At 40.5% G+C, this 14,133-nt stretch carries 11 protein-coding genes; 1 reads left to right on the top strand and 10 read right to left on the bottom strand.

Features of this window, described 5'->3' with window-relative positions; all coding sequences use genetic code 11:
- From EHQ64_RS19700 to EHQ64_RS19670, 7 genes are all read right to left on the bottom strand, one after another.
- On the bottom strand, positions 1-2,409 hold the full coding sequence (locus EHQ64_RS19700) for a TonB-dependent receptor (protein WP_135651521.1): 2,409 nt from the start codon (positions 2,407-2,409) through the stop codon (positions 1-3).
- 106 nt (positions 2,410-2,515) lie between these two features.
- Complete coding sequence (locus EHQ64_RS19695; RefSeq protein WP_135651520.1) at positions 2,516-2,863, bottom strand: hypothetical protein; 348 nt, start codon at positions 2,861-2,863, stop codon at positions 2,516-2,518.
- A 401-nt stretch (positions 2,864-3,264) separates the two neighbouring features.
- Complete coding sequence (locus EHQ64_RS19690; protein ID WP_135651519.1) at positions 3,265-3,747, bottom strand: SRPBCC family protein; 483 nt, start codon at positions 3,745-3,747, stop codon at positions 3,265-3,267.
- Between the two features lie 17 nt (positions 3,748-3,764).
- Positions 3,765-5,774 (bottom strand): tetratricopeptide repeat protein, encoded by a 2,010-nt coding sequence (locus EHQ64_RS19685; RefSeq protein ID WP_135651518.1) that lies wholly within the window; start codon positions 5,772-5,774, stop codon positions 3,765-3,767.
- Positions 5,771-7,810 (bottom strand): 6-bladed beta-propeller, encoded by a 2,040-nt coding sequence (locus EHQ64_RS19680; protein WP_135651517.1) that lies wholly within the window; start codon positions 7,808-7,810, stop codon positions 5,771-5,773. The genes EHQ64_RS19685 and EHQ64_RS19680 overlap by 4 nt, the downstream gene beginning before the upstream one ends.
- A 290-nt stretch (positions 7,811-8,100) precedes the next feature.
- A complete protein-coding gene (locus tag EHQ64_RS19675; RefSeq protein ID WP_135651516.1) occupies positions 8,101-8,331 on the bottom strand; it encodes a hypothetical protein in 231 nt (76 codons plus the stop codon).
- Between the two features lie 72 nt (positions 8,332-8,403).
- The gene (locus EHQ64_RS19670; RefSeq protein WP_135651515.1) at positions 8,404-9,330 is read right to left on the bottom strand and encodes a histone deacetylase family protein; all 927 of its coding nucleotides are present in this window, start codon (positions 9,328-9,330) and stop codon (positions 8,404-8,406) included.
- A 93-nt stretch (positions 9,331-9,423) separates the two neighbouring features.
- Between EHQ64_RS19670 and EHQ64_RS19665 the strand changes: the two genes are divergently transcribed.
- Complete coding sequence (locus tag EHQ64_RS19665; RefSeq protein ID WP_135651514.1) at positions 9,424-10,560, top strand: putative glycoside hydrolase; 1,137 nt, start codon at positions 9,424-9,426, stop codon at positions 10,558-10,560.
- A gap of 15 nt (positions 10,561-10,575) precedes the next feature.
- Here the strand turns inward: EHQ64_RS19665 and EHQ64_RS19660 are convergent, their stop codons facing one another.
- The 3 genes from EHQ64_RS19660 to EHQ64_RS19650 all read right to left on the bottom strand — a co-directional run bounded on the left by EHQ64_RS19660 (position 10,576) and on the right by EHQ64_RS19650 (position 14,056).
- Entirely contained in the window at positions 10,576-11,850 is a 1,275-nt protein-coding gene (locus EHQ64_RS19660) for a tetratricopeptide repeat protein (RefSeq protein ID WP_135651513.1), read from the bottom strand.
- A gap of 115 nt (positions 11,851-11,965) precedes the next feature.
- Complete coding sequence (gene mtnC, locus EHQ64_RS19655) at positions 11,966-12,670, bottom strand: acireductone synthase (RefSeq protein WP_135651512.1); 705 nt, start codon at positions 12,668-12,670, stop codon at positions 11,966-11,968.
- Positions 12,671-14,056, bottom strand: a complete 1,386-nt coding sequence (locus EHQ64_RS19650; protein WP_135651511.1) for an MFS transporter — start codon at positions 14,054-14,056, stop codon at positions 12,671-12,673.
- Positions 14,057-14,133 lie beyond the last annotated feature (77 nt).

The raw sequence follows: 14,133 nt of genomic DNA, 5'->3' as shown, positions 1-14,133 counted from the left end.
TCAATTAGATATCAGGGTAAACGGGATGTTCATTTTGAAAGTCACGTTAGTTCCAGGGCTTAATGCATAATCTTTGTACCGGCTAAGATGGTTTACATATTCTTTATTAAATACGTTTAATACTGCAACGTCGAAGGTCGCGGACTCGCTTCCATTCGTCATTCCCGGGATCTCACCACCGAAACCTATATCGTATAAATTGTATCCTTGAGTCGGAGTTTCTAATTTATCCACCTTGTATTGGGATTGTACGAATGTTCCGTTAACCGAAAAATACGGTTTTGAGATCCCTAAAAGTTTGTCCGTTGTAAATCTTAATCCTAAACGAGCTCTGTTAGGAGTGATCCTGGGCAAATATTTACTTTTGATATCCGAGTAAATTGCTTCAGGATCCGTTGCACCGGGGTTTTGTAATATTTCAGGTGGCACGTTTTTTTGAATGGTGGCTCTTAAAATATCGATACCACCGGTAAGGACCAACCAAGAAGAAGTTTGTGCTTGGAAACTAAACTCTCCTCCTTCCAGTTTCGCTGCATCCTGTCTATATCGATATACTGGCAATCCCGAATCGGAATCGAAAGCTCCTGCACTTACAGCATAAATATAATTATCAATTTTGTTCCTGAAGACGCTTAACTCTGCTTGGAATTTATCATTAGCAAATCTTACGGATGCATCATAATTGAGAGAAGTTTCAGGTCTAAGACTATCTTTTCCGATCTCGAATCTGCCGCTTCCTTCGTGAACTCCGTTTGCATATAATTCGAAAGGTGTGGGCGCTCTAAAACCTCTTCCTGCATTAAGAGCGAGAGAAAAATCTTTCGCAAATTTCCAAACAGTTCCAAGAGTCCCTGTGCTTGCAGAATAATTTTTGGTCTGCTCGGCGTTTCCTAAATCCGAATTTGCTCGGATGTCCATGAATCTTCTGTCTGTTCTTGCTCCGGCAGAAAAACTAAAATCCCCTACTTTCCATTCTTCGAATAGAAAGAATCCAATAGCGCTCAAGTTGTAAGCAGGGATCAAGGGTTCGGTCCCGATCGTTGCGCTCTTTTGTTGCATGCCGGAAATTCCGGCGGTTCCTTTTAGACCTTTCCATTCTTTGTGATGTACCTTTGCATCTGCAGTCGTTGTATCTAATGATAAGTTTAAACCCTGCTTATAATCGAATCTATTTACTTGGTAAGCAGAAGCAGCCTTATATAAAGGATCAGCCGTAGGATCTAATAAGGTATCCTTGATAGGCATGTATCTATTCTTATCTTCAATTTCTCTTCGATTATTCCTTTGATACGCCGCATCTAATTCCACATTCACGAAGGGAAGGATGAAGAATGCGTGCATATGCGTTTTTTGGTGAAGGACAGTTTGGTATGCCGTTGAACCTAAAGATTCATTCGGATTATCATATAGATCCTGTTCTTGATATCTCTGGAAAGAATCCACGTAGAAATTTCCCCAAGAACCGTCCGTTCCTAAGGAAGCATTTATATTTCTTTCGTGAAATCCTGTATTAGGAAGTGTTCCGTTCGGTGTGGTAATTCTTCCTGCCTTTCTCGTATCCGTTTGAACTCTATAGCCGAAGTTCGTGTCCTTGTGATAACCGTATAAGGAAATTGCTCCCGCATCTTGTTTGTTATTTGAAAAACTATTTGTTGAAATCGATCCACCTAAAAGAGGAGCACCGTCTTTTGCAGTTGGGGCCTTGGAGCGGATAATATTGATCACGCCTCCTAATGCGTCAGACCCATATAGAACAGAGGCAGGTCCGCGGACGATTTCCATCTTATCCACATTGAATGCATCCAAATCTACGGTATGATCGTCTCCAAACTGTTGTTCTTCTTGGCGGACTCCGTCTGTCATGACTAGTACTCTTTGTCCTGTCAAACCTCGAATGACCGGTTTAGATGTCCCTGCTCCTGTGGTTAATGTGGCGGTTCCGGGAGTATTTTCTAAAGCGGACATTACGTTTTGCCCTCTCAATCTTTGTAGTTGTCTTCCTTCCAAAACCGTTGTGGGCTGAGGAGTGGAGAGAAAATCGGAAGCGACTGTTTTAGCGGTAACATTGATCGCTATACCTTCCAATAAAGAAGGTCTCAAAGTAATTTCTAATGTTTTGTCCAGATCCTTTATTTCGAATCTTTCAGTTTTTAATTCGAAATTCGGTGCAGATACAACCAAAGTATAGTTTCCAGGTGATACATGCTGAAATTCGAATGTTCCATCTTTTCCGGAACGCGAAACCGATTTGGTTTCCGTAAGGAAAAGTTTTGCTCCTACAATTGGTTGTCCTTCCGAATCCTTTAATATTCCTCGTACGTTTACATCTAAGGAGAATATTTCCGAAAATGGGAAGATCAAACCCATGATCAGAGTAAGTAATTTAAATTTATAATATATATTTTTCATTATTCCTAATCGTCGATCCATCATAGGGATCGAATTCGTAACTAAGACGCGACATATCCGATGAAATCATCGATTTGCCGAAATTAACTACAATGTTCTTTGATGATTAGGAAAATAGGGGAGGAGAGCGACCCTGGATGTTTGCGGTTTGAGGCTTCGTTATTGGGGAAGCATTAAAAATTAAGATTTCTTTATATTCTAAGACCGGATCTTTAGATTCTATCTTTTGATCCAGATTTGCATTTGCGTGCGCTTGGATCTGAGAACAGATAATACAAACTTCATGGGTTATTTTAGAAGAATGTTTAGAAAGAAGGCTTTTTTCCGATGCCTCGTGGGTGTGAGCACTTGAAATTATGAATCCGATCAGAAAGGCAAATAAGGCTAGATAGGTCTTTCGGCTTGTAAGCCACTTGGATCTAAATTCTCCGATTTGTTTCTTTCCGGAATTCATTCTGTCAATAATGATAAATCGTTATTAATAAGCAAGGTTTATTTTTGGGAAAAATGCAGTTCAGATGATGATGGAGTATTTTGCCTGAATGTGACCTTTGGGAGGGGGTGTCTACTGTGGGGTGAGTGCTCTCCGGGGTTTTCTGGAGGTGGATTTGGTTGTGTACGGGGGCTTTTGCTTTGTAAGGGGAAACCCCGCCCACATAGGGTGGGGGCCGGTGCGGTGGTACCGGTGGCCTACTGAAAAGGCCTTTAACATAAAATTTGCGTTTATACAAGCAAAAATTCTACCCTTCCAATCTTGTAGGAGGTCCTACAGATTTTTATAATATAGAAGATTGAGCTTCATTCGAAGTTAAGTAGCAAGCAGAATGGAATCGAAATTCCATTCCGGGATTTTTATTAAGAAGTTAATCTTCCACAAAACTCAATTCGATAATTACAGCCGATTTTTTTAGCAGTGACCTGATGGCGTATGAAAAATTCCTTCTTCATAATTCTCACAAGAATGAATTTAAATAAAAAATGATCTACGAACCAAGGAGGAGCGCAGGTTACCTTATCCACTAAGAATGAACTATTATTGCCCGCTTCTTCAAATATATGTTCATGTTGAAATTGTGCAAAAGGACCTGACTCCTGGATATCTACAAATTTAGTTCCGGGCACAAGCTCCGTATGTAAGGCGATCCATCTTATTCTAATTCCAGGAAGGATCTTAAGTTCAACGATTGCCCTGGAGCCAGGTTGTAAAGAAGGTGGAGGAGAAACTACTTTAGCTTTTTTTGATAAACCAACGAGATTCGAAAAACCGTCTGGGCCGGCATGAAATTCATATAGAGAAGAAGCAGAGCATTCAAATTTGGAGCGACATACAAAAATCAAACTATGATCCGACTGAATTAATTTTTAGGAGGCTCTTCCGTTTTCTTCCAGTATGCCTTATTTCCGACTGCAATGTTTCTAAGAACTGCATCTTGGTTTTTCGGAACAATTCTAGCGGTGTATAGGTCCGCTTCGACTACGTCACCTTCTCCCAATAGGGTTGCAGAGTTGAAAAAATAGACTGTTGTCCCTTTCTTAAGTCCGTCGATAGTCCCCGCATTTACTATTAAAGAATCTTCTTTAACTCTATGGACTTTGCCACTAGAAGGGATCAAAGAAAGGATCTTATCTCTTGCTCTCAAAGTTGCTTCGGCCAAAGCATCTCTTCCTTTTGCATAAATCCTGAATTTCCCAAGGATTTTTTCTTCTTTATGATCTCTAACGCTCCATTCTAAGCGCAGATTTCCATCCTGAAAAGAAACCTTGCCGCTTACAACGAAGCGAATATTCTCTCCTTTAGAATTTTTGATAGAAGAATAATTCTTTTCGGATTTATGAATTGCTCCGGAATAAGGCTCCGCCTCTAAGGATTCGGATTTTCTAATATTATCTAAATCTATATTTCGGATCCTTGGATCTGTCGCCAAGAAATGGCGCAAAATTTTCCCCGCCAATGCGGGAAGATCTGTATGTTTTGCTAAAAAATCCTCTCCATCCGGATCAAAAACGAGAACTTCCGGAGGAGTCCTTCCGTAATCCTCTTGGATCCCGAACTCTCCGATTTTCACAAGACCTTCTCTATAACTTAAAGAAGTTTTAAAACCTTCCAGATTATTCTCAACAGAATAGCCGTATTTTTTATTGTCCGGAAATTTATCTCTTAACAACAGCAGAAGGTTAAAATAGTTAGGGAATAGTCCTCGTCTTTTATATTCTTCTAATGTTAATACTAATATTTCAGGGCGATTCGGAAGTAATTCTTTTGCACGAATTAAATGATACCACGCAAGATCGTATAGGAAACTGTTTTTGTTTGCCCTGAACCTTTGGAGTCTATATTCTCCTAAAGTTCTTCTGAGGGAATTACCCTCTGGTAAATTTTCAAGTGAATATAGTTCGGCCCGATTCCTTGCGATTGGATCTAGATCGTCCAAAGAGATCAATTTTTCAAGATCCACTCTTGCATCTTTAGAAGCGGGATCCTTTTTTAGTCTGGCATAGGAACGAAGATAAAGATATTCCGTAGAATTCGGAAATAAGGATAATAATCTGTTTAAATACTCTTCGGCTTCCTGGTATCTTCCGAAGTATATTCTGGTTTTCGCTAATAGTTTTAAGGATTCTTCCTCATTCGGGTGTAAGGATACGGAGCGCTCGAATTTTTCGGCGGCTTCCGCAATTTTAGAATCTCTTTTGTTTCCTTGAGATTTCTCCGCCCATATCAAAAGAAATTTTCCAGAATCTAAAAAAATTCCCGGATCGTCTGAAGATTCGGCTTCCAATTGATTGCGAAGAGTGGAAGCTCTAGTGAAGTTCCCATCAAAAGCCTCCACTTTTGCTTCTAATGCTCTTACTTCTTTATTTTTTGGGATCCTTGAGTAAGCGGAATGAAATTCGAAACTAGCCTTTTGGCTCTTGCCGGATGCAAGCTGGACCTCTATATAGATCGGGAATAGATCGGAATCATATTTATCTTCTTCTAAAAACGGTTTTAGGATCTGGAATGCTTCTTCGTAACGTCCTAATTTCGCAAGAGTGATCGCTTTTTCGCGGACAGCTTTTTTGTTTTTAGGCTCGAGTTCTAAAACTTTATCCAAAGATTGTAGTGCTTCTTTTTCTTTATGGAGTTTAAGTGCAGATTCCGCTAGGCCTAATCTGGAGCGAACAGATAGAGGATTTAAATTAACCGCTTCTCTGAATGAATCATAAGCAGCAGGGTAATTTCGGGATGCTAAGGCGCTTTCTCCTTCTTTGATCCAATCTATGGTTTGTTTGGAAGAAAGAGGGAAAAAACAAAATAATAAAGAAAGAATGGAAATGTTTCTAAGAACAATTTTTAGCCTCGAAACTTTTAGATCATTTTTCATGGCGTAAAAAATCCCGTTTCCGCTTTTCCATTAGAATTTCTGAATATTGCTTCTACCACAACCGGGACATATACGTCCCCTCCGTTGGAGTTGATCCTACTTTTAAAGGATAGGAGATATCTTCTGTCTTTTTTGGAATCTATCCAAGATCTCAAATTTTTCTCCGTTCCTCCTGATGGGATTGTCAGGAATTTTCCGCCCGTTTTCTCGGCGATTTCTTTGTATACGGATGCAGATTCTCCATTTTCTCCCAAACAAAGAAAGTAGATCGGGATATCATGGGCGACTGCGAAGCGGATGATCTTTGTAGGAGAAAATTGCGTAAAGGCCGCCTTTGAATCTTTCCCGGAGACTATCGCTATTACCGCCCTAGGACCTAAGCTGTCCAAAAGATCCGTTATCCCTTTTTGTAAAGATTTACCGATTTGTGATTCTTCTTCGGGCACAAATGAGCGTAATGCCTTTAGGATATCATACATACTTTTTCCGAAGGGATAAGCGGTTTGAGTATCTTTTCCGGAACGAAGTAATTGGATATTATCCTCCGCTCTGATCTCGGATAAAAATGGCCTGATCGCTTTTTCGATAGTAGGGTAGGAATCGGATACTAGTTGGGAATTTTCAGCAACGATAGATACACTAACTCGATTATTGTATTTCTTCATATCGGTTAATCCGATAAGAGGAGCAAGATTATCCATCTCGTAGATCCGAAATGAATTTCTTGGAATTGCTTTAACAGGAACTCCATGCCTATCTTTAGCATGAACGACTAAGGAGATATCCGGATAATCTGAGCTAATCGTTCTTTCAACAATCAGATCCAGGTTAGAAGAAAGTTGTCCCTTCGGAGAAAAGGATTCGATCCTATGGCGATTGAAATCCGCAACAAACATAGAGCCTGTATAATCGAAAGTAACCGAAAATGCCTGATCAAAATTTCGAACTGTATTTTTAGAATCCCTGAAATTGTCGAACCCTGACCATGTTTTGGATATAGAATCGTATGTGAAGAGTCCCGCGGTCTCGTCAGCGACTACGATCTTATTATCTTTAATGGAAAGATTTCTAGGTTTTTTGAAAGAAGGGTTTACGATCTCTTTTAAATAATTTCCTTCATGATCGAAGACTACGAGTCTTTTGTTTCCGCGATCCGCTACGAAAATTTCTCCACGATTATTTACTTTGATCCCCGCCGGTTGTTTAAGAACTCCGACTCCGATCTCTTGGAGAGGTTCTCCTGTTCTGGAAAGTTTTTGGATCCTATTGTTTCCCATATCGGAAACATATAAAAAACCTTCCTTAGTGAAATAAAGCCCGACAGGGCCGTGAAAACTTCCCGGGTCCTTTCCAGTAGAACCGAAACGGTTTACGTAAGAACCTTTAGTGTCGAATTCGTAAATTTTATCCCCTGCATAATCTGCGATGAAAATGGATTTTCCTCTTATAGAGATCCCAACTGGTCCTTCTAAATTCCTTCCGAAGGAACCTTTAAAACTTTCTACCGGAAATCCGTTTGCATCGAATTTTACTATGTTTGCAGTGTCAAAACTTACTACGTATAAATAACCTTCTTCGTCGACTGCAAGGTCTGCGGGATTCCTGAACCTGAATCTTCTCAGATCATCTCCCATAATAGATTTATAATATTCTAAATTATCTCTGCGATTCCCGCCGCCGAGCCTATATCTAAGTGCGTCTAGACGATTTTTGCTGATTAGATCGAGTTTATTAGAAGATTCTAATTGTTCCAATTCGGAAAGGCTTTCCTGCCAGTCTCCGCTTAGGTAGTATGCTTCCGAAAGAAAAAACTTGGGATGGACAAAATCCGGCTTTATAGAAAGTGCACGAATGAAATTTTCTCTTGATGCCGCGAACTCTCCCTTATTATAATAAGCGAGCCCTCGTTTAAAAAAGGTCCTAGCTTCCTTTTCTTTTAATCCGAAATTGGGCAGCGGCTCAGACCAACCTGCTTGCGTGAGGATCCCTAATAGTAGAACTGAAACAAATAGTTTTGTTTGCGTACGTCTCCCCATTCTAATCCTCTATAGTCGATAGAACGGCTTAAGAGACATAATTTCAACCTATTTTTCGAAGCTTTTATGAGAGATTTTGCTAATGGCAAGCTTTTAATTCATCAGGAACTTGTAGGAGCTCCTACAAGTTATGGAGGAGAAAAAGGATTTCTATTAGGCCTTAATTCTGATATTGGGATTCTTATTGAAGTCGTACCACCGCCCGGCCCCCACCCTATGTGGGCGGGGTGTATCTTGCCCTAGACAAAGGTCTCGTTATACTGTTAAATTATTGATAAAGATTCGAAGCGTCAGCCGAGTCTTCTTTTGACGGAGAATCTTTCTTTAAGATTTGAACTAGGAGAATTATTAGAAGGGGATAACCAGGCTCTTTTCCAGTTAGAATGCCATTCGGACCATTCATTTCGAACGGACTGGTTTTGTTGGAGTTCCTCTTCCACCTCTCTAACGAGTCGATCCAGTAAGATCACGTAGTTTCTGAATCGCAGGGCCAGATCGGTATTTGAGGAAAGTTCCTGCATGATTTGAATATCGGCCTTGCGACCTGAAACTAGGCATTTTTTATTCTAATTTTTCAATCGAGAGTAAAAAGTTTAGCCGGCGAGAACGGCGACATGTGCTTCTACGCTCTCAGCCAATGCATCCAGATCGTAACCCCCTTCTAAAAAGGAGATGGTCTTTGCTCCGACTTGTTTGGTGGCGGAAAGGGTCAAACGGGTAAATTCCGCGAATGCATTTGTGCTTAGATTCATTCCTGCAAGAGGATCCCTTTTGTGACCATCGAAGCCTGCAGAGATAAGCACATACTCAGGTTGGAATTCCAACAAAGAGGGTATGATCTTATCTTGGAAATGATGGAAGTATTCCTTATCACCGGAGCCCATAGGAAGAGGAACGTTTAGAGTAAAACCTTCTCCTTTTCCTTCTCCGGTTTCTGAAGCCGAGCCTGTTCCAGGATAATACGGATATTGATGCAAAGAAGCGAAGAATACTTTATCCGAATCATAAAATATTTCTTGGGTCCCATTCCCATGGTGAACATCCCAATCTAATATATAAATTTTTTCCGCGCCTTGAGAAAGAAGGTAACCTGCAGTAATTGCAATATTATTTAATATACAAAATCCCATGGATCTTCCGGTTTCCGCATGGTGCCCTGGGGGCCTCACGAGCGCAATCCCAGTCTCTATTTCATTCGATTGGATCTTTTTAACTAAGTCTACTCCGCTTCCTGCGGCGAGTAATGCGGCGTCAAAACTTGATTCTGAAAAAGGGGTGTCTCCATCAAAACTTCCCTTTTTGCCTTGGATGTTCGAAAACCTTTCTCTATGTCTATGATTGTGGACTGACTCAATAAACTCCATTGGAAGTTTAGTCGGTTTGATCCAATGAAGGTCCTTAAAATAAGAAGTCTTATTTAATCTATTGAGTATGGATTCCAATCTTTGGGGAGATTCCGGATGAAAATTTCCGGTATCGTGAAGTAGGAAAGTATCATCATACGCGTAACCGAGTTTCATTTAATTCTCCCGTTTTTTGATGGAACTCCTACAAAGAGGGCAAGAACAGTCATCTTGGGTTCGATACTATTATATAGATACGGAGTAAAATAAGTGCGCAAACCGTTTTCCCTTTTTCCAATCTTAATTCTTGTAGCCTTTCCGGTTTGTGCCGAGTTTACAATCCCTTATCCCGAAAATCCTAAGAAGCAGGAAATTCCAGTATTAGAACCGGAGAAGGAAGAGAGATCTCGTCCTCAAATTTCTTCTCCGAAAGAAAAGGATAAGAAGGATAGTCGACTTTCTTCCAGAAATGTTTTCGGGGAAAGCGAAAAGGAGTCTCCAAGTCAAAAACCTAAGAAATTTTTTTCAAGACCCGCAAACAGGGGAGCTAGCTTTACCCAACCTAAGTTTTATAGAGGTCTGTATATAAATAACGAGATCGTTTCTAATAAGGCTCGCCAAAAGGAATGGGAAGGTCTTCTAAAAGAAGCATCCGAATATGGGGTCAATGTTCTTGTGATCGATCTACAACCAAAAACTCCTCCTCCGGAAGAGATTGCGAGAGTCAAGGAATTAGGTTTTTATCCCGTAGGAAGATTGGTGAACTTTGATGGTGGATTAAAAACCAAATACCCGAGCCCGGAAAGGTTAAATTCCATTTTAGGTTATGTTCGTAAGGCTTGTCTTTCCGGGTTTCCTGAGATCCAATTGGATTATATACGTTATGCGGATGTTACCGATATAGACCTTGCGTTAAAAGAGAAATATCAAAACATAAATGAGATAGTAACTCGGATCCGTACGGAAGCGAATCAATGTGAAAAACTTCCTTACTTAGGTGCGGATATTTTCGGAAGGATCCCTTTTAATCGTGATGATCAGATCGGTCAGAAGGTGGAGAACTTCGCACAAATGGTAGATGTGATCTATCCTATGCTGTATCCATCTCATTTTTATGGACAACCTTCCAGGATCGCAAATCCATACCAAACAGTTTACGATGGTCTGAAAAATACTAGAAAAAGATCCTTGTCTACAACTCGTGTAGTAGGTTGGATCCAAGGTTTTGGAATGAGTTTAGGTCCTTCCGGAAAATCATTAAAAGATTATATCAAGGCCCAAATAGAAGCGAGTGTGGATAGCAATAGTGACGGCTTTGTTGTTTGGAATATTGTAGGAAAATATGGAGATACCTTTAGGGCTCTGGAAGAAAGTATCCAGAGCGGAAAATTAAAGGTAGAAGATTAGGTTTTTCGAATTCGATTAAAGATCTTTTTCTAGGATCAGAAGATCTTTATCTCCGGGGACATTCTTAGGTCGATGCAGCTTATAAGCCTGGATGGATTCCAGGGCTTTATTTCTTAAGAAGTTCGCTTCTTCACTGAGAGTAGTGGACTTAGAACCTCCGGAAAGTTCTAAATATCTTTTTCCATACAATAAGGATACGAGCCTATGAAGTCTGTAATCCGTAATATTATCCAGGCCTGCTTCTTTTAGAAGTTTCTGAGCGATCTCCCAGGATTTCTCTTGTCGATTCCTGAGCTTTGGATCTTCTTCGGGAGTTGCGGAACCTTTCGGTTTTTTGCTAGGAGAATAAGAAAGATATAATTTATAATAAGTCTCTGCACTTCTGATCAAAAGTTCGTAATCCGTTTTAGAAAGACGAAAACCTTCTCTTGCGACTTCTTGTGCTCTTTCTAATTCTTCCGGTATTTGGCTATTCTTAGCGAAGCTCGGAGCCTGTTCCGCCTTACAATTTAAGAAAGAAACATATTCTCTGGAAAATCGAATGAAGTCTTGATCTGAATCGAATCTGGATCTTTTTTTCCATGCGGAGGAAAATTCTGCGCCTGCACTCATCGGAAGGATACCGGAGCAGATCGATTCTTTGGAATTCACTCCTGCTTCATTCAGATATAACATTCCTAATTTATAATGAGGTACTGGAGAGAGTGGATCCATACGGATCGCTTTTCTATAGGATTGGATCGCTTCAGGGATCTCATCTCTTGTAAAATGATAATCACCTGTTTTACGTTCTACAAGTGCAGGTCCGGTGAGTTCGGAAGATACTGGATAAGCTACAGATAGAACCTTCTCCTTAGCCATTCCAAGATAACCAACTCCTCTCAATTGTTTTCCTGTAAATGCAGTTTGGAATAGGGATTTTACTTCGATTTGTCCTACGATACTTCCATCTTTAAATGTTTCATGATCGAAATCTTTTTCGATTAAATATAAGATCTGTCCAGGACGGATGCCAGGGTCATGATGTACTTGAACTGTGACTATATCAGGACGAGTATCGTAGCCTAACTCTGAACTTTTGTATTTCCCTTCGTATTCGATCGGTTTGACCTTATCGAACATAATGGTCTCTCCGATTAAGATCATTTTCTCTTTTCTAGGCATCCCGTCTTTGCCAGTGTTCTTAGGCATTCCTACATCTCTGAATGCGTATACGAATTCTTTGGAATTTAAGGAAGAAAAGCAAAGAAGGAGAGAGACAAAGATCGATACTGGTCGGGTTAGGGCCATAGTTTTATTTTCGGCCGGATCGAACTCAGGCAATATCCGAAATTTCGAAGAATCCGCCGAAACTCGGATAATATTAACTTAAAATGAGATCTGTAGGAAGAAAATTTCCAGAGGATTAGCTTAGTATCCCGTCAAAATTCTCGATTACCGGGAAAGGGTGCTCGCCTTGAGGATGATTTCCTGGGCGAGAAAGGATGATAGGTTTAATCCCTGCCTTGGTTGCGGCTTCTGCCTCTTCTTTGATATCCGTAAAAAATACGATAGAGCTCGGATGGATCGAAAGTTTCTCCGCGATCTTCGTATAACTATTCGCCTCTCTCTTACCGCCTACGGCAGTATCGAAATAATTTTCGAAAAACCGAGTTAGGTCTCCTGCTTCGCAATATTTATAGATTAGGATTTGTGCTTCTACGCTGCCGGAAGAATATACCGCAGCTCGTTTGCCTGTTTTTTGAATTCTTTCCAAGAACGCGGGGACATCTTTGAATATAGAACTTTTCAGTTCTCCGGATTCGTATCCTATCTTCCAGATCCTTCCTTGGATCTCTTTCAGAATTCCTAATTTACGATCTTTAGATACTAAAAACTTACAAAACTCACTTAAGGATCCGGGAGAATTGGAAACTTCTTCCTTATATTCCGTTTCGTTTTTGGAATATTGGATTAGTTCCTCTGCAAAACCTGGTTCTGCAGAGTTTTTGGAGAAAAAAGTCTGAAAGTTCTGTACCGAGTAAGGAAATAAAACCTTATGCACAAATTCGATCGGGGTAGTTGTTCCTTCTATATCGAATAAGAATAACTCGGTACTTTGATAATCCAATTATGCGGTCCTTTTTACTTTGCCGGCTTCTGAAGCAAGTTCTTCGTGCAATTTTGCTTCGTCATGCTTGAAGTTTTTCAGGATATAAATCCATGCGAGTCCGCAAGGTATCCAGAAGAGGATCGCGATCGTAAAAGCCTGAGTCCTATCGGGTAATACGGAGAGGATCAAGGCTGCCATTGCAGGTCCGAGTCCATTCCCTAAATTATCCGTAAGATTATAAAGAGCGAACATAGAAGATCTACTCTTAGGAGGATTTACATTCATGATCAAGGCTCTTACGTTCGGTCCAGTTACTGAAATAATGATACCTGTAAGTATATTGATAAAAATGAATGCAGGACTTGCGGCGACTGTCCCAGCATGCAATAGATAAACAGTAGGAATAATCCCAAGTAGGATCATGCTTCCGCAGAAGATCGGTAAATAGGTCTTATTCTTATCATATAACTTTTGTCCTACAAGTCCACCGAAGAAGGTACCGATAAAGATCCCTACCGCAGCAAAGATCACCATAGCCGAGGCAACATCCTTGGACATTCCATAATAGAATTCGTAATAATCGTTCAAAAATACGAAGAATACTCCCCAAGGCACGCAGCCCGGGATCCCTTGTAGGAAAATCCCGATATTACTCTTGGTAGCAAAGATAGTTCGAATATCCTTCCATGTTAAACGAACAGATTCCGAATTTAGATCGTTAGAGGCATTTTTAAATTCCTTCTCTTTTCCACCTCTAACAGGCTCCTTACAGAATAATCCGTAAACTAGCATGAATAGGAAAGAAGGGGCAGCCATATAGATGAAACTTTCTCTCCATCCATTGATCGGATCCGAGGTCCCTAAGGTCCCTCCTACCATCTGTCCAAGTCCAACGCCCAATCCCATAGAAAGGGAAAGATAACCTGCGGCAGTGGATCTGGATTTATCCGAAAAATAATCTCCTACAAGAGAGAAAAGAAGAGGGAAACTTCCCCCTAAACCGAAACCGGTTAAGGTCCTTAAAACTAAAAATTCGTCGTAACTTCTGGCGAATCCGGAAAGAAGACAAGGGATCTCTCCCAATAATACTGTTCCGATCACCAAAGGTTTTCTAGGAAATTTTTGGGTGAGATATCCCATATAAACGGAAACAAAACCGCCTAATACGAAAAAGCAGATCGGGATCAGCCCTCCCAGTTTCCAGTCGATTTCCTGTTGGTCGGTAATCCCGAAAGATCCGGCAATATTTCTCAGGTTAGGCGCGATCAGATTCTGGTCCGCAAATAGGAAGAAAGCCATTCCCATGATCATCCAAAACGCGAGGATCGCGTTCCCACCATGGCTGGCAAGTTCGCCTAATCCGAAATATCGAAGTAGGCTTTTTTCAGAAGAAGGTTCTGACATCCAATTCTCTCCAAATTTTACATTTAAGTTAGGCCCATTATTTTTGATTGGGTCCTAACAAATTAATATATGTTTCA

This window comes from Leptospira sarikeiensis (assembly GCF_004769615.1).
Lineage (GTDB): Bacteria > Spirochaetota > Leptospiria > Leptospirales > Leptospiraceae > Leptospira_B > Leptospira_B sarikeiensis.
The sequence above is the reverse complement of the archived record's forward strand: the minus strand, read 5'-3'. Positions and strand labels throughout refer to the sequence as shown.